General features: G+C 67.6%; 13 protein-coding genes. 10 read left to right on the forward strand and 3 right to left on the reverse strand.

Going from position 1 to position 16,480, the window contains the following annotated elements; translation table 11 throughout:
• Positions 1 to 20 precede the first annotated feature (20 nt).
• A complete protein-coding gene (locus EV560_RS20615) occupies positions 21 to 653 on the forward strand; it encodes a pyroglutamyl-peptidase I family protein (protein ID WP_165923557.1) in 633 nt (210 codons plus the stop codon).
• Positions 654 to 871: 218 nt separating this feature from the next.
• Complete coding sequence (locus EV560_RS20620) at positions 872 to 2,248, forward strand: TIGR03808 family TAT-translocated repetitive protein (RefSeq protein WP_131857671.1); 1,377 nt, start codon at positions 872 to 874, stop codon at positions 2,246 to 2,248.
• 213 nt (positions 2,249 to 2,461) lie between these two features.
• Here the strand turns inward: EV560_RS20620 and EV560_RS20625 are convergent, their stop codons facing one another.
• The 3 genes from EV560_RS20625 to EV560_RS20635 form a co-directional block, all read right to left on the reverse strand.
• Positions 2,462 to 3,076 carry a ParB-like protein gene (locus EV560_RS20625; RefSeq protein WP_131857672.1) on the reverse strand — a complete coding sequence of 205 codons (615 nt, stop codon included), beginning with the start codon at positions 3,074 to 3,076 and terminating at the stop codon, positions 2,462 to 2,464.
• Between the two features lie 15 nt (positions 3,077 to 3,091).
• On the reverse strand, positions 3,092 to 4,813 hold the full coding sequence (locus tag EV560_RS20630) for a SulP family inorganic anion transporter (RefSeq protein ID WP_248312143.1): 1,722 nt from the start codon (positions 4,811 to 4,813) through the stop codon (positions 3,092 to 3,094).
• A 155-nt stretch (positions 4,814 to 4,968) separates the two neighbouring features.
• Positions 4,969 to 5,976: an asparaginase gene (locus EV560_RS20635; RefSeq protein ID WP_131857673.1), complete on the reverse strand. Its 1,008-nt coding sequence runs from the start codon at positions 5,974 to 5,976 to the stop codon at positions 4,969 to 4,971.
• A gap of 133 nt (positions 5,977 to 6,109) precedes the next feature.
• Here EV560_RS20635 and EV560_RS20640 point away from each other — a divergent pair, with 133 nt between their 5' ends.
• The 8 genes from EV560_RS20640 to EV560_RS20675 all read left to right on the forward strand — a co-directional run bounded on the left by EV560_RS20640 (position 6,110) and on the right by EV560_RS20675 (position 16,459).
• Entirely contained in the window at positions 6,110 to 6,934 is an 825-nt protein-coding gene (locus tag EV560_RS20640) for an alpha/beta hydrolase (protein WP_131857674.1), read from the forward strand.
• 116 nt (positions 6,935 to 7,050) lie between these two features.
• A complete protein-coding gene (locus EV560_RS20645; RefSeq protein ID WP_038361355.1) occupies positions 7,051 to 7,287 on the forward strand; it encodes an Lrp/AsnC ligand binding domain-containing protein in 237 nt (78 codons plus the stop codon).
• Between the two features lie 159 nt (positions 7,288 to 7,446).
• Complete coding sequence (locus tag EV560_RS20650) at positions 7,447 to 9,744, forward strand: NADP-dependent malic enzyme (RefSeq protein ID WP_131857675.1); 2,298 nt, start codon at positions 7,447 to 7,449, stop codon at positions 9,742 to 9,744.
• A gap of 105 nt (positions 9,745 to 9,849) precedes the next feature.
• The gene (locus EV560_RS20655) at positions 9,850 to 10,959 is read left to right on the forward strand and encodes an alpha/beta hydrolase family protein (RefSeq protein ID WP_131857676.1); all 1,110 of its coding nucleotides are present in this window, start codon (positions 9,850 to 9,852) and stop codon (positions 10,957 to 10,959) included.
• A 165-nt stretch (positions 10,960 to 11,124) separates the two neighbouring features.
• On the forward strand, positions 11,125 to 12,726 hold the full coding sequence (locus EV560_RS20660) for a peptide ABC transporter substrate-binding protein (RefSeq protein ID WP_131857677.1): 1,602 nt from the start codon (positions 11,125 to 11,127) through the stop codon (positions 12,724 to 12,726).
• Between the two features lie 50 nt (positions 12,727 to 12,776).
• The gene (locus tag EV560_RS20665; protein WP_131857678.1) at positions 12,777 to 13,697 is read left to right on the forward strand and encodes an ABC transporter permease subunit; all 921 of its coding nucleotides are present in this window, start codon (positions 12,777 to 12,779) and stop codon (positions 13,695 to 13,697) included.
• A gap of 4 nt (positions 13,698 to 13,701) precedes the next feature.
• Complete coding sequence (locus tag EV560_RS20670) at positions 13,702 to 14,823, forward strand: ABC transporter permease subunit (protein ID WP_131857679.1); 1,122 nt, start codon at positions 13,702 to 13,704, stop codon at positions 14,821 to 14,823.
• A complete protein-coding gene (locus tag EV560_RS20675; protein ID WP_131857680.1) occupies positions 14,798 to 16,459 on the forward strand; it encodes an ABC transporter ATP-binding protein in 1,662 nt (553 codons plus the stop codon). The genes EV560_RS20670 and EV560_RS20675 overlap by 26 nt, the downstream gene beginning before the upstream one ends.
• The last annotated feature ends 21 nt before the right edge of the window (positions 16,460 to 16,480 follow it).

Below are 16,480 nucleotides of genomic sequence, written 5' to 3' on the forward strand. Positions count from 1 at the left end.
TTGAATTTGAGGGGGCAGCTTTGAAGACGAATGCTGGCGTCGATATCCTGGTCACCGGCTTTGGCCCCTTCCCGCATGTCAGGGTCAACCCGACGACCGAGCTCGCGCGACAGGTGGCAAGGCGGCTGAAGGCTGCATCCTTCAAGGCCGAGGCGCTGATCCTGGAGACGAGCTATGCGGGCGGGCTGCCGGCCTTGCGCAAGCATCTCGATGAAGCCCGGCCAAAGGCGGTGCTCATGCTCGGCCTCGCCGGCCGGGCGCGCTTCGTCCGGGTCGAGCTGTTCGCGCGCGGGCATTCGAGCCGGCTGCATGTCGATGCGACCGGCAAGGTTCCGGCCGGGAACGGCTCCGGCGCCCTTCCTTCCCGCACCACGGCGAACGCCGAAGGCGCGCTCGCGCTTCTGCGCCGGCAGGGGCTGCGAACCCGGCTTTCCCCCAGCGCCGGGCGCTATCTCTGCGACGCCAGCTATGCGGTGAGCCTGGCGGCCGCCGGGCGCGAGGGCGTGCCGGTGCTGTTCGTCCATGTGCCCTGGCTGCGGCCAGGCCCCGGGCGCAAGCCGAAGGCGCGCGTCGCCGGTTTCCGGCCCGCGGTTCCCGCGCTCGTGACGGCGCTGGCGGGCATCGGCGCCGCCATGGCCCGCGCCGGCCGCTAGAGCATTTCCGCGCTTCTCTGAATCGCGAAAATTCTCTATCCCTTTGTTTTAACGCATTTTCTTCACGCGAACCGGCATCCACTTCGCTCGAAAATGCTCTAGACGGCCTTTTTCCGAAAACCGCAAGCTAGTTTTCGGGCCGATGCGCTAGCCGTATCGCAACGGCACAGGCTGGCACGGCACGCCATTTGAACCGGGCCGGCCTCACGGAGGTCACCATGGACGTTTCGCGGCGCTCGCTGCTGACGACGGCTCTTTTTGGCACAGGCGCGCTGATCGGCGGCCCAGCCTGGGCGCAGGCGGGCAAGCCCGGCGCCGCGCTGGCGCTCGGCACGTTCGGGCTCGAGGCCAGCCAGTTCGGCCTGCGCCCGGGCGCGACCGACGACCAGTCGAAGCTGCTGCAGAATGCCCTGGTCGAGGCCGCGAAGCGCAGTGCGCCGCTGATCGTGGCGCCCGGCCGCTATCGCATCGCCAATGTCGTCCTGCCCGAAGGGGCGCGGCTGATCGGCGTCCCCGGCGCGACGCAATTCGTCGCGGCGCAGGCCGCCCCGTTGCTCGTCGCCCGCCGGATCAAGCGCGCGGCGGCCAGCGGCATCGGCCTCGACGGGCTCGACATCCGCGTCGGCCAGCGCGACGGGCTGCTTGCCGCGGACGAGGTCGCCGAGCTCAGCCTCAGCGATTGCGACTTCGCCAATGCCGGCTCGGTGGGACTCGTCCTGAACCGCACGGCCGGCCGCATCGAGACGAACCGCTTCCACTCGATGCGCGAAGCCGCGCTGTTCTCGCTCGACTCGCGCGGGCTGACGATCGAGGGCAACCAGGTCGAGGATTGCGGCAATAACGGCATCCAGCTCTGGCGCACGCAGCCGGGCGACGAGCAGTCGCTGATCCGCGGCAATCGGCTCAACCGCATCCGCTCCGATGCCGGCGGCGACGGGCCGAACGGCAACGGCATCAGCCTGTTCAAGGCCGGCGGCGTGATCATCGAGGGCAACACGCTGCGCGACTGCGCGCTGACCTTCATCCGCAACAATTCCGGCTCGGGCGTGCAGATCATCGGCAACCAGGGCAAGCGCTGCGGCGAGACCGCGCTCTATTCCGAATTCGCCTTCGAAGGCGCGATCATCAGCAACAACCTGGTCGAGGATTGCGCGCAGGGCGCCAACATCACCAATCTCGACCATGGCGGCCGGCTCTCGGTCTTCGCCAACAACATCATCCGCAACGCCCAGAAGGGCTTCGCCCCGAAGGGCAAGGAGCCGGTCGGCGGCATGGGCGTTCATATCGAGGCGGAGGCGGCGATCACCGGCAATGTCATCGAGGGCGCCAGCGATATCGGCATCTCGCTCGGCTGGTCCTGGGGCATGCGCAACCTCGCCTGCACCGGCAACATGGTGCGCAAGACCGGGATCGGCATCTCGGTCTCGGTCGTGCCGAAGGAGCGCAACGCGCTGATCGCCAACAACATCATCGCCGAGGCCAGGCTCGGCGCGGTGCTCGGCACCGAATTCGGCAAGGTCGTCACCGGCGACCTGACGCAAGGCATCGACAAGCGCGCCTCCGGGATCAAGGTCGAGAACAACGCCGTCAGCTAGAGCATTTTCGAGCGAAGTGGATACCGGTTCGCGTGAAGAAAATGCGTCAAAACAAGTAGATAGAGAATTTTCGCGATTCGAAGAAACGCGGAAATGCTCTAGATCATCGGACCGGATATCGTATCCGGTCCGATGATCCAGCTCCTTGTTTTCGCATCGGCTTTTCCGAAGACCGCAAGCCAGTTTTCGGGCCGATGCGCTGAACCGCGCCGTTCAGTCGTCGCTCGGCCCGCTCCAGCCGGGCAGATAGCTCGCGTCCTCCGTCTTGGCCTCGGCGATGGCGAGGTCGAGCGCCTTGTCGAAACTGCGCCGGACCAGACCGCCCTTGATCCGCCGGCGCAGGAAATCGGCCCAGAGAAATTCGCTGAACGGGGTCGTGTCCTTGGCGAAGCCGCCCGCCTTGCGCAGGGCTCCCGCGAGCGAGCGATAGGGATCGTCGACGAGATCGGTGATCGAACCCGGCAAATCCTCGTAGGTGCGGCGCCTGCCCTTCTCGTCGAACGGATGCATCCAGCCGCGGCTGTCGAGATAGATCCAGAACGCCTCCTTCTGCAGGCGGCTCAGATCGCTGATGACGGTGGTCAGCACTTGTTTCTCGCCTTCGAGCAGCAGCGCCAGCGCAAGATGGTGATGGTCGATCAGGTAGGGCCGCTGCTTCGGCCCGAGCACGACCGGGATCATGTGCTTGCCGAGATATTCCTTTTCCTTCCTGCGGCTCTCGTCGCGCCAGCGCGCGCGCTTCTGCGCGACTTCGCGCATGCCGACCGAAATCTGGGTCGGGCGCAGGTCCGCAATAGCGGTCTGATTCAGCAATGGATCGAGGAGCATGGGCGCAGCGACCTTTCAGGCGCGGACGATGGGAGCGTCAGGTCGACGCGCTCCGGTGGGCAGCGCCTGACGCAGCGCGACGACTGCCTCCTCGACGCTGTGGAAGAGATGGTCCGAGCCGAGCTCGGCCGTGATGCCGAATTGCAGGAGGGCCGCCCGGGCACGCACCGATTCGAGGCGCGCGATGGCGAAGCCGATGCCTTGCTCACGGCAAGCCCGCACGAGACCGCTCAGCGCCTGGGCGGCGGTATAGTCGATGGCGGCGATGGCGCTGGCCTCGAGCACGAGAATGGCTGGGCGGCGGGTCTCGATCAGCGCCAGCATCGCCTGGCGGAAGCTGTTGGCATTGGCGAAGAGCAACGGCGCCTGGAAGCCGACGACGAGCACGCCCGGCGTCGGCTCGACCTTCTGGCCCGCTTCCGGCGGCCACCAGATCGTGGTGCCCTCGATCTTGCCGAACTCGATCGGCTGGCTTCGCGTCGTCATCCAGACGCCGTGCAGCAGCGAGATGCCGATGCCGATGGCGACGCCGGCCTCGATCGGCAGGAAGACGATGCCGAGCGCTGTCAGCAGGATCAGCCCGAACTCGGCCGGCGCCTGGCACGCGACGGCCATGATGGTGCCCAGGCGGAAAATGCGCTGGGCGACGAAGAGCAGCACACCGGCGAGCGCAGCCTGCGGCACCTTGGCGAGCAGCGAGCCGCCGGCCAGCGCGAGCGCAAGGACGATCGCGGCGGCGAGCAGGGCGCTGCGCTGGGTGCTGCCGCCGGTCTCCGCGACCACGGCCGTGCGCGGCGGGCTGGCATTGACCGGAAAGCTGCCCGCGAGCCCCGCGACGAGATTTGCCGCGCCGAGGCCGAGGAAGTCGCGGTCGATATTGGCGTCGGCACCGTCAGGATCACGGAAGGAGCGGCTGACGGCGGCCCCTTGCATCATCACGATCAGGCAGAGCACGAGCGCCAGTGGCAGCAATTGCCGGATCACGCTCCAGTCGAGCGCGAAGCTGGGCAGTTGCGGTATCGCTGCCGGCAAGGCGCCGAGCACGGCGACGCCGCGCGCCTCCAGGCCGAAGACCGGCACGGCGATCGTCGCCAGAGCGAGCGCGATCAGCGCGCCCGGCAAGCGCGCCGACATGCGCTCGCAGACCAGCATCGCGGCGAAGACGCCGAGGCCGATCACAGTCGAGATCGGGTTGATGGCGCCGATATGCTGCCCGAGCGCCCGCAATTGCCCGACGACATCATGGGCGCCGCCGGGAATGCCGAGCAGCCCGGGAAGTTGCGAGACCACGATATGGACGGAGATGCCGGCGAGGAAGCCGGTGACGACCGGGGTCGAGAGCAGGTCTGCGACCCAGCCCAGCCGGAGCAGGCCGCCGAGGACCAGGAGAGCACCGACCATCAGGGCGAGCAGCGGCGCCGTCGTGCCCAGGCTCGCGCCGCCGGCTGCCAGCGTGGCGAGGGTGCCGGCGAAGATCGGCGTGATCGTCGAATCGGCGCCGACCGTCAGCAGGCGGCTCGCGCCCAACAGCGCGAAGCCGATCGTCGCCGCGACGAAGGCGAGGAAACCCAGCTGCGGCTCGAAGCCGCCGAGCCGCGCCGTCGCCATCTGCTCGGGAATGGTGATCGCCGCCAGTGTCAGCCCGGCGACGAGATCACGGCCGATCCCCTCGCCGCGTAGCATCCCGCCGGCAAGGGCGGGCTTCACGATCGCGCGCCCGGGCGGCTCCATCGGCATCGACCCATCGTCCCCAGCCAAACCGATAGCCGGCTCAGACTTTCCGGCAATCCAGGCTGGATTCTTGGCCGATTCAAGGCGGTGGTCAGGTCAGGAGCTCATCGTCCAGGTCGCTGCAGGGGCCGTCGGCAGGTCATCACGAAACCTTGCACGCTCTAGGCGGTCAGAAACTCCGTCGCCCGGACGAGCCCGACCTCGATGCCGTTCCAGTTCTTCAGCAGCGTCTCGCGCATCGGCGTGAATTCGGCTGCCTCCATGCCGCTCATCGGCAGGAAGCGCGCGATCAACGCCGCCATCACCATCTCGGAGGCGCGCCCGGCGCCGTCATCGCATTTCAGCGCGATGCCATAGCCGAGCTCGGGGATGGCGCCGCAATAGACGCCCTCGGCGCCGGTCTTGATGAAGATGCGCTCACCGAACAGCCCCATCACGCGGGTGTCGAAGCGGCCGGTGCCGGCGACCATGAAGGGATGGGCGGCGACGGCCTTGCGAATGCGGGAAGCAGCCTCGGCACGCTTCGGCCCGAGCCCCTGCCCCGTACCAATCCGGGCGAAGCCGCGGGCGAGCGCCGTCAGCGGCACGGCATAGCTCGGAATCGAGCAGCCGTCGGTGCCCATGTGATCGGAGGAATGCTTCGCGCCGGTCACCTCTTCCAGCGCGGCGCGGACGGCCTGCTGCACGGGATGGCCGGGCTTCACATAGCCGACCGGGTCCTCGTCGAGGCCGCAGGCGAGACAGACGAAACCGGCATGCTTGCCGGAGCAATTATTGTTGAGCGCGGTCGGCTCCAGCCCGGCCCTGGCGATGGCGCGGGCGGCGGCCTCGTTCATCGGCCAATGCGCGCCGCATTCGAGGCAATTGGCGCCGCGCCCCGCTTTCCTCAGCATGCCGAAGGCGGTCTCGGCATGTTGCGGCTCGCCGGAATGCGAGGCGACGGCGAGCGCGATCTCGGGCTCGGTCAGGCCGTAATGGTCGGCCGCGCCGCTCTCCAGCAGCGGCAGGGCCTGGATCGCCTTCACCGCCGAGCGCGGAAACACCGGGCGGTCGACATCGCCGAGCGAGAGCACCACCCCGCCATCGGCATCGACCACGATCACGGAACCGCGATGGCGCGATTCGACCGTGTTGCCGCGCGTCACCTCGGCGAGAACGGGGTTTTCCATGAAAGCCTCCAGGCGGCGCATATAAGTGGTGAGCGGCCTTGTGGCGTTTGCCGCTCGACCTGTCAAAAGCCGTGGCGCAAACTGGCGCATCCTGCCATCAACGACGCGTCACCCTTCGCGCAGACGAGCCCGCATGCAGCCCGACTACGAGACAGAATACAATAATCGCGCCCGCGTGCCGGAGCATCCCGGCATCATCGCGGGCTGGGCCGCCGACGCCGCCGCCTATCGCGCGAGCTCGGTCAACGAGCTCGGCATCGTCTATGGCGAGGGCGCGCGCCAGCAATACGACCTGTTCAAGCCGGAGACGGTGAAGAGCAGCGCCATCGTGCTGTTCATCCATGGCGGCTACTGGCAGGCGCTCGACCGCTCGTTCTTCTCGCATATCGCGCGCGGCGTGAACGGGCTCGGCGTGCCGATGGCGGTCGCGGGCTACGATCTCTGCCCGCAGGTCGAGCTCGGCCATATCGTCTGGGAGATCCAGCACGCCGCCGCGGCGCTGTGGCGGCAATATAATCTGCCGATCGTCGCGGCCGGGCATTCCGCCGGCGGGCAGCTCGCCGCCTGCCTGCTCGCGACCGACTGGAAGAATGTCGACCCCGAATTGCCGGACCTCGTCGTGACCGCGGCCTATGGAATCTCCGGCCTCTACAATCTGAAGCCGCTGACCGAGACCAGCATCAACAAGGCACTTGGCCTGACCATGGAATCGGCCGAGCGCGAGAGCCCGCTGTTCTGGCCGGCTCCCTCGGGGCTGATCATGGACGCGGTCGTCGGCGGGGCCGAGAGCGATGAATACCTGAAGCAGAGCCGGCGCATCACCGATGTCTGGGGGCTCGAAGGCGTCAGGACGCGCTATGAGGAGATCGCCGGGGCCAACCATTTCACCGTGCTGGCCGACCTGCCGAACCCGGAGAGCGCGATGAGCCGGCGCCTCGCCGCGCTCGCGGGCGCTTGATCTTCCCGCCGGAGCCTCTATCCAGAGCTGACCATTGAGCGGAGGCGGATCAGCCCCCTGAGGGCATCGAGCGATGCCGTCGGAGACGATCCGGCTCCCGGATTTCGGAGTGCGCGATGCAGACCTTCTTCGTCGAGATCAAATGCAAGCTCGGCAAGACCTACGAGGTCGCCAGCGAGCTCGCCGACCGCGAGATCGCCTCGGAAATCTATTCGACCGCCGGCAATTACGACATCCTCGCCAAGTTCCATGTCGCGGCGGATGTCGATATCGGGCATTTCGTCGCGCAGAAGGTGCAGTCGATCCCCGAGATCGCCGACACGCACACGATCATCACGTTCAAGGCGTTCTGAAAGCGGCTGGGCAGCTGGCCGCCCCGGCGAGGGTGCGGCGATCTTGTCATTCCCGTCGCATCATTCTTGCCGCGTCGAAGCTTGACGACACCCCCGTTTCCGCGCGACCTCGCTCTCTGGAAGAGGCGTGCGAGCGCCGCGAAGTCGGGGAAGCGGAGAATGAAGAGCACCTTGTCGTCGGATCTGCGCTCAGGCGCGCTGGTCTACCACCGCACCCCCCGCCCCGGTAAGATCGAGATCCAGGCCACCAAGCCGCTCGGCAACCAGCGCGACCTGGCGCTGGCCTATTCGCCCGGCGTCGCCGCCGCCTGCGAAGCGATCGTCGACGACGCGGCCGAAGCCGCCGAGCTGACCGCGCGCCAAAACCTCGTCGCCGTCATCACCAACGGCACCGCCGTGCTCGGCCTCGGCGATATCGGCCCGCTCGCCTCCAAGCCGGTGATGGAGGGCAAGGCCGTCCTCTTCAAGAAATTCGCCGGGATCGACTGTTTCGACATCGAGGTCGACCAGAAGGAGATCGAGAAATTCGTCGATGTCGTCGCGGCGCTGGAGCCGACCTTCGGCGGCATCAATCTCGAGGACATCAAGGGCCCGGAATGCTTCGAGATCGAGGAGAAGCTCAAGGCCCGGATGAACATCCCGGTCTTCCATGACGACCAGCACGGCACCGCGATCATCGTCGGCGCCGCCATCCTGAACGGGCTCGATCTCGCCGGAAAGCAGATCGGCAACGTCAAGATCGTAGTCTCCGGCGCCGGCGCCGCCGCGCTGGCCTGCCTCAACCTGCTGGTCGAGCTCGGCGCCAAGCGCGAGAACATCTGGGTCACCGATATCGACGGCGTGGTCTACAAGGGCCGCACCACGCTGATGGACCGCTGGAAGGAGGTCTTCGCGCAGGAGACCGAGGCGCGGACGCTGAACGACGTCATCGGCGACGCCGATATCTTCCTCGGCCTCTCGGCCGCCGGCGTGCTCAAGCCGGAGATGGCCAAGCGCATGGCCGCCAAGCCGCTGATCATGGCGCTGGCCAATCCCAATCCCGAGATCACGCCCGAGGACGCGCTCGCCGCCCGTCCGGACGCGATGATCTGCACCGGGCGCTCGGATTATCCGAACCAGGTCAACAACGTCCTGTGCTTCCCCTATATCTTCCGCGGCGCGCTCGACGTGCAGGCGACGACGATCAACGAGGCGATGAAGCTCGCCGCCGTGCGCGCCATCGCGGCGCTGGCGCGCGAGGCGACCTCCGATATCGCGGCCCGCGCCTATGGCGGCGAGGCCCAGACCTTCGGCGCGACCTCACTGATCCCGAACCCGTTCGATCCGCGGCTGATCCTGCGCATCGCGCCGGCGGTGGCGGAAGCGGCGATGACGACCGGCGTCGCCCGCAAGCCGCTGCTCGACATGGAGGCCTATCGCGAGAACCTCTCGCGCTTCGTCTTCCGCTCCGGCTTCATCATGAAGCCGCTCTTCGCCCAGGCGAAGGCCGATCCCAAGCGCGTGATCTATGCCGAAGGCGAGGATGAGCGCGTGCTGCGCGCCGCGCAGGTCGCGCTCGAGGAAGGCTTCGCCGTGCCGATCCTGATCGGCCGCCCGAGCGTGATCGAGAGCCGCATCAAGCGCTTCGGCCTGACGATCCGGCCCGGCATCGATTGCGAGCTGGTCAACCCCGAGGACGACCCGCGCTATCGCGACTATGTCCAGACCTATCTCGACATTGCCGGCCGGCGCGGCATCACGCCCGAGGCCGCCCGCTCGCTCGTGCGCACCAACAACACGGTGATCGCGGCGCTGGCGGTGGCGCGCGGCGAGGCCGATGCGATGATCACCGGGCTCGAAGGCCGGTTCATGTCGCGGCTCCGGCACATCAAGGACATTATCGGGCTGGAAGCCGGGGCGCGCGACATCTCGGCGCTGACACTGATCATCACCAACAAGGGCGCCTTCTTCCTCGCCGACACGCATGTGAAGCATGATCCGACGGCGGAGGAGATCGCCGAGATGACCGTGCTCGCCGCGAGCCATGTCGCCCGCTTCGGCATCGCGCCCAAGATCGCCCTGCTCTCGCATTCGGATTTCGGCGCGGCCGACACCGCCTCGTCGCTGAAGATGCGCAAGGCGCTCGGCCTGATCCAGGAGCGCGCGCCCGATCTCGAATGCGACGGCGAGATGGAGGCCGATTCCGCGCTGGTCGAGATGATCCGCGAGCGTGTCCTGCCCTCCTCGCGGCTGAAGGGCGTGGCGAATGTGCTGATCTTCCCCAATCTCGACGCCGCCAATATCGCCTACCAGTTCGCCAAGGTCCTGGCCGACGCGCTGCCGGTCGGGCCGATCCTGATCGGCGCGGCCAAGCCCGCCCATATCCTCACCGGCAACGTCACGGCGCGCGGCGTGGTCAACATGACCGCCGTCGCCGTGGTCGAGGCACAGGAACGGGCTGCGGCGAAAAAGGCCTGACGCTCGCGAGATTGCGAGGCGCTTTTCCCGCCTGACCATCTTGCCCTTGCGGCAGGCACAGGCGAGAAACGGCGGCGACGTGGTGTTGCGCGAGGGGAGAAAGACATGCTTGCCGCCCTGCGGATCCTCGGGAGGCTGGCCGGCATCTTTGTCCTCGCGCTCGGCGCTGGCGCCGTGCAGGCGCAGGAACCGCTGAAGCAGGAAGACACCTTCCTGCGCATCAAGATCGACCAGCGCGACGTCCGGCTCGAAGCGCTCATCGTCAGGCCCGAGACGGCGCAGGGACGCCTGCCGCTGGCGCTGATCACCCATGGCAAGTCGTCGAGCAGCATCAGCATGGGCGACCTGCGCGCCTCGTCCTATGCCACCGTGGCGCGGGACTTCGCCCGGCGCGGCTGGCTCGCGGCCGTGGTGATGCGCCGCGGCTTCGGCCAGTCCGACGGGCCCTACCCGTCCTCGACCTCCTGCGCCAATCTCGACCTTGCCCCGGTCTTCGGCTCGGATGCGATCGAACTGGAAGGGGCGTTGCAGGCCCTGCAGAAGCGGGACGACGTCGATCCGACCCGCGCCATCGCCGTCGGCGAATCGGCTGGCGGCGCCGCCGTGCTGGCGCTCGCCCGCAGGAAGCCGGCCGGCCTGCGCGGCGTGATCAATGTCGCAGGCGGCCTGAATATCGACAATTGCGTCGACAAGAGCCGCGACGCGCTGGTCGGCACGGTGAAGAGCCTGCAGCAGCCGGGCGCCGCGCCGCAGCTCTGGATCTACGCCAAGAACGACGAGCTGTTCCCGCCCGCCCTGGTCGACCGCATGCGCGGCGCAGCGCTCGATGCCGGGGGCAATGTCCGCTTCGTCGAGCTGCCGGAGATCAAGCCGCGCGGCCATCTCATCTTCCGCCATGGCCAGGCGCGCCTGACCTGGCTGCAGGAGGTCGATTCCTCGCTGCGCGCCTGGCAATTGCCGACCTGGTCGCCGGCGCGCGCCAGGCAGCATTTCGCCAAGCTCGGCCTCACCTCGCGTTCCGATACGTTCGAGCGCTATTTCGCCGCGCCGGGCGAAAAGGCGATGGCGCTGAGTCGGCAGCGCAAGCATTTCCGCTATATTTTCGGCGCGCTGACGCTCGACTCTGCCAAGGAAGGCGCCCTGCGCGAATGCGCCAAGGCCGCCCAGGACTGCGTCGTCGCCTTCGAAAACGACCAGATCGTGCTGCGCGACTGACGCCTGGCCGAGAAAATCGCGACGCCGGGCGCGCCTGGCTCGCCCGGCCGTATCGCGGCGTTATCCCCAACCAGCATTCTGCCTTGGCAGATGGCGCCATGCGCGCTCTACTCTCCGCGTCATGCCTGAAACGGGCAGCAGCATCTGCCGAAGGGGAGTTTCGTCATGCTCGCGATCACGCGCCGCGCCGCGCCTCTGGCGCTTGCCGCCCTGCTCGCCCTCTCGACGGCGTCCGCAGCCTTCGCCGAGATCGTGTTCAACCGCGGCAATGATTCGGATCCGGAGACGCTCGATCCGCACAAGACCTCGACCGTCTCCGAGGCGCATCTCCTGCGCGATCTGTGCGAAGGCCTCGTCATCCACGACATGAAGGGCGAGGTCGTCCCGGGCGTCGCCGAAAGCTGGACGATGAGCCCGGACGGCAAGACCTATACGTTCAAGCTGCGCGCCAATGCCAAATGGTCGAATGGCGACCCGGTCACCGCCTCGGATTTCGTGTTCTCGCTCAGGCGGATGATCAATCCGGAGACCGGCGCGAAATACGCCAATATCCTCTACCCGATCCTCAACGCCGAGAAGATCAACAAGGCGGCCGACAACAAGCGGCTGGAGGACCTCGGCGTCGCCGCGCCCGACGAGCGCACCGTCGAGATCAAGCTGGAGCGGCCGACCCCCTATTTCCTGGAATTGCTGACGCACCAGACCGGCCTGCCCGTGCATCCAGCCTCGGTGCAGAAATTCGGCAGCGACTTCGTCAAGCCGGAGAACTGGGTCTCGAACGGCGCCTATGTGCTCAGGGAGTTCGTGCCCAACTCGCATATCAAGCTGACCAGGAACCCGGCCTTCCACGACGCGGCGAACGTCAAGATCGACACGGTGATCTACTATCCCTCGCCGGATCTTGCCGCCGCGGCGCGCCGCTTCCAGGCCGGCGAGCTGCACATGACCACCGACATCCCGGCCGACCAGATCAAGCAGCTGCGCGAGAAGCTCGGCGACCAGGTCAAGGTCGCGCCCTATCTCGGCACCTATTTCCTGATCATCAACACCGCCAAGAAGCCCTTCGACGATATTCGCGTGCGCCAGGCGCTCTCGATGGTGATCGACCGCGAATTCATCGCCGACGAGATCTGGGGCGGCACGATGCTGCCGGCCTATGGCGTGATCCCGCCCAATATCGGCAATTACGGCATGGCGGCGGAAGCCGATTTCAAGAACGCCTCGCCGCTGGAGCGCGAGGACAAGGCGAAGCAGCTCCTCGCCGAGGCCGGCTTCGGCCCGGGCATGCCGCTCAAGGTCCAGCTCCGGTACAACACCACCGACAATAACCGCCGCACCGTGATCGCCATCGCCGAGCAGTGGAAGGCGCTCGGGGTCGAGACCAGCTTCATCAACACCGACGGCAAGACCCATTTCGCCTTCCTGCGCGACGGCGGCGATTTCGACATCGCCCGCTATGGCTGGATCGGCGACTATTCCGACCCGCAGAACTTCCTCTTCCTGTTCCTGAGCGACAATTCCGGCTTCAATTCCGGCAAGTACAACAACCCGCAATTCGACGCGCTGCTGAAGCAGGGCGCCGAGGAGACCGACCTCGCCAAGCGCGCCACGATCCTGCGCGAGGCCGACAGCATCCTGGCCCGCGAGGTGCCGTGGATCCCGATCCTGTACTATTCCTCGAAGAACCTGGTCTCGCCGAAGCTGGTCGGCTTCCAGCAGAACCTGCGCGGGGCGATCCCGACGCGGTTCCTCAGCCTGAAGCCATGACGAGAGCCCGCCATGGCCGGGCCTGACCCGGTCATGACGAGCCAGCCCCTATGCTGCCCTTCATCCTACGCCGCCTCTTCACCGCCATCCCGACGCTGCTCGTGGTGGTGACGCTGTCCTTCTTCCTGATGCGGGTGGCGCCCGGCGGGCCGTTCGATCTCGAACAGCCGCTCGAGGCCAAGGTGATGGCGAATCTGCGCCGCATCTACCAGCTCGACCAGCCGCTCCACGCGCAATACCTGACCTATCTCGGCGCCTTGCTCCGCGGCGATTTCGGCCCGTCCTTCTATTTTCGGGATTTCTCGATTGCGGAGCTGTTCCGGCAGGGCCTGCCGGTCTCGATGCGGCTCGGCGCCTCGGCGCTGCTGCTCGCGCTCGCCATCGGCGGCCCGCTCGGCGTGCTCGCCGCCTTCCGCCAGAACCATGGCGCCGACTATGCCGTGATGGGCTTCGCGACGGCTGGCATCACCATCCCCAATTTCGTCGTCGCGCCGGTGCTGCAGATCGTCTTCGGCCTGACGCTGGCCTGGCTGCCGATCGCCGGCTGGAACGGCGGGGCGCTGCGCAACAGCATCCTGCCGGTGGTGACGCTGGCCCTGCCGCAGATCGCGGTGATCGCGCGGATGACGCGGGCCTCGATGATCGAGACGCTGCGCGCCAACCATATCCGCACCTTGCGGGCGCAGGGCCTCTCGGGAACGACGATCGCGCTGCATGCGCTGCGCGGCGCGGCCCTGCCGGTCGTCTCCTATCTCGGGCCGGCGGCGGCGGCGCTGCTCACCGGCTCGGTCGTGGTCGAGAACATCTTCGCGATCCCCGGAATCGGCCGCTATTTCGTCGAGGGCGCGCTCAACCGCGACTATACGCTGGTGATGGGCACGGTCGTCGTGGTCGCGGTCTTCGTGCTGGTCTTTAACCTCGTCGTCGACCTGCTCTATGCGCTGCTCGATCCGCGCGTCAGGTTGGACTGAAACGATGAGCGACCAGGCCCTCGCCGCCCCGCCCGTCGCCGGCCGCTCGCTCTGGCAGGATGCGGGCTCGCGCCTGCGGCGCAACCGCGCCGCGATGGCGAGCCTGATCGCGCTCGGCCTGATCGCCCTCGCCTGCCTGATCGGCCCCTGGCTGACCGGGCATGCCTATGACCGCGTCTATCCGGATTATGTCCGGGCGCCGGCCAGCCTGGAGAGCCACCCGCGGGCCGAGGCGATCCCCGCCGCGGTGCAGCGCGTCGCGGCGCGCATCCGGGCGACGCCAGGCGACATCGCGGCGGAAGGCGACTCGGTGCGGCTGACGCTGACGTCGCAGCGCCCGATCGACCAGCGCCTCCTGGTCTATTTCGACCGCTCCGACCAGTTCGGCACAGCCCGGGTCGTCTCCAGCGCCGACGATGGCCGCAGGCTCGTCCTGGAGGTCCCGGTCGAGCACCAGCGCTTCCTGTTCGGCACCGACGGCAATGGCCGCGACCTCCTGACCCGCACCCTGATCGCCGGCCGGATCTCGCTCGCCATCGGCCTGCTCGCCACCGGCGTCGCCCTTGTCATCGGCGTCGTCTACGGCGCGGCCGCCGGCTATCTCGGCGGGCGCATCGACATGCTGATGATGCGCATCGTCGACGTGCTCTACGCGCTGCCCTTCATCTTCTTCGTCATCCTGCTCGTGGTGTTCTTCGGCCGGAACTTCATCCTGATGTTCCTGGCGGTCGGCGCGATCGAATGGCTCGACATGGCCAGGATCGTCCGCGGCCAGACGCTCTCGATCAAGCGGCAGGATTATGTGCTGGCGGCGGAGGCACTGGGCGTTCCGACCGGCGACATCCTGAGGCGCCACATCATTCCGAACACGCTCGGACCGGTCATCGTCTTCGTCACGCTGCTGGTGCCGAAGGTGATCCTGCTCGAGAGCTTCCTCTCCTTCCTCGGCCTCGGCGTGCAGGAACCGATGACGAGCTGGGGCGTGTTGATCTCGGATGGCGCGCGCGCCATCGAAGGCGCGCCCTGGATGCTGGCTTTTCCCGCCGCCTTCCTCGTCACGACCCTGTTCGCGCTGAACTTCCTCGGCGACGGCCTGCGCGATGCGCTCGATCCCCGGGATCGCTGAGGTGGCCGGGCCGATCCTCGCCATTCGCGACCTGCGCGTCCGCTTCCGCTGCAATGACGGCATGGTCGAGGCCGTGCGCGGCGTCGATCTCGACATCAATCCCGGCGAATTCGTCGCCATCGTCGGCGAATCCGGCTCGGGCAAGAGCCAGAGCGTCATGGCGGCGATGGGCCTACTCGCCGCCAATGGCGAATCCTCCGGTTCGGTGCGCTATCGCGGCACCGAACTGCTCGGGCTGAAGCCGGCCGCGCTCAACGCCTATCGCGGCAGCAAGCTCGCGATGATCTTCCAGGAGCCGATGACCTCGCTCGATCCGCTGTTCCGGATCGGCACCCAGATCGCGGCGCCCCTGCGCAAGCACCAGGGCCTGTCGCGGCAGGCGGCCCGCGCCCGGGCGCTCGAACTGCTCAGGCTCGTCCAGATCCCGCGGCCGGAAGCCCGGCTCGACGCCTATCCGCACGAGCTTTCAGGCGGGCAGCGCCAGCGCGTGATGATCGCGATGGCGCTCGCCAACGACCCGGACATCCTGATCGCCGACGAGCCGACCACGGCGCTCGACGTCACGGTCGAGGCCGACATCCTCAACCTGATCGCCGATCTCAGGCAGCGACTTGGCATGGCCGTGATCCTGATCAGCCATGATCTCGGCCTGGTGCGCCGCTATGCCGAGCGCGTCCATGTGATGAAGGATGGCGAGATCGTCGAAAGCGGCAGCACCGAAGCCGTCTTCGCCGCGCCCCAGCATCCCTATACGCAACAGCTCGTCGCCGCCGAGCCCGCCGGCCGCAAGGCTCCGGTGCCGCCCTACGCGCCGGTCCTGCTCGATGCGAAGAACATCCGCGTCTCCTTCGACCTGTCGCGCGGCGTCTTCCGGCGCCAGCATTTCCTGCTGCACGCGGTCGACGGCGTCGATCTCACGCTCCGGCGCGGCCAGACCATCGGCATCGTCGGCGAATCCGGCTCCGGCAAATCGACGCTCGGCCGGGCCCTGCTCAAGCTGATGCCGGCCTCGGGGATGATCCGCTTCGAGGACCGGCAGCTCATGCCGCTCGACCGCGCCGCGATGCGGCCGCTGCGGCGCAGCCTCCAGGCCGTGTTCCAGGACCCCTATGGCTCGCTCTCGCCGCGCCTGACGGTCGGCGAGATCGTCAGCGAGGGCCTGCTCGTCCACGCGCCGCAGCTGAACCGGGCCGAGCGCGACCGGCGCGCGGCGGAAGCGCTGGAGGAGGTCTCGCTCGATCCCGCCCTGCGCAACCGCTACCCGCACGAATTCTCCGGCGGCCAGCGCCAGCGCATCGCGATTGCGCGCGCCATGATCCTGAATCCGGCCCTGGTCGTGCTGGACGAGCCGACCTCGGCGCTCGACCGCACGGTGCAGAAAAGCATCGTCGCCTTGCTCAAGGACATGCAGGCGCGGCACGAGCTCTCCTATCTTTTCATCAGCCATGATCTCGCCGTGGTCCGCGCCATGGCCGACACGCTGATGGTGATGAAGGATGGCCGGGTGGTCGAGAGCGGACCGACCGAGGCGATTTTCGCGGCGCCGAGGGAGGCCTATACGCGCCGGCTGCTCGCGGCCTCGCAGAAGGAGGCGCGGGAGCCCTCTCCTGCGGGGACGGGGTTGGGCGAGATGTAGGCCGTTCGACGCGGCGCCCGG

Source organism: Allobosea sp. BK604 (genome assembly GCF_004341515.1).
GTDB lineage: Bacteria > Pseudomonadota > Alphaproteobacteria > Rhizobiales > Beijerinckiaceae > Allobosea.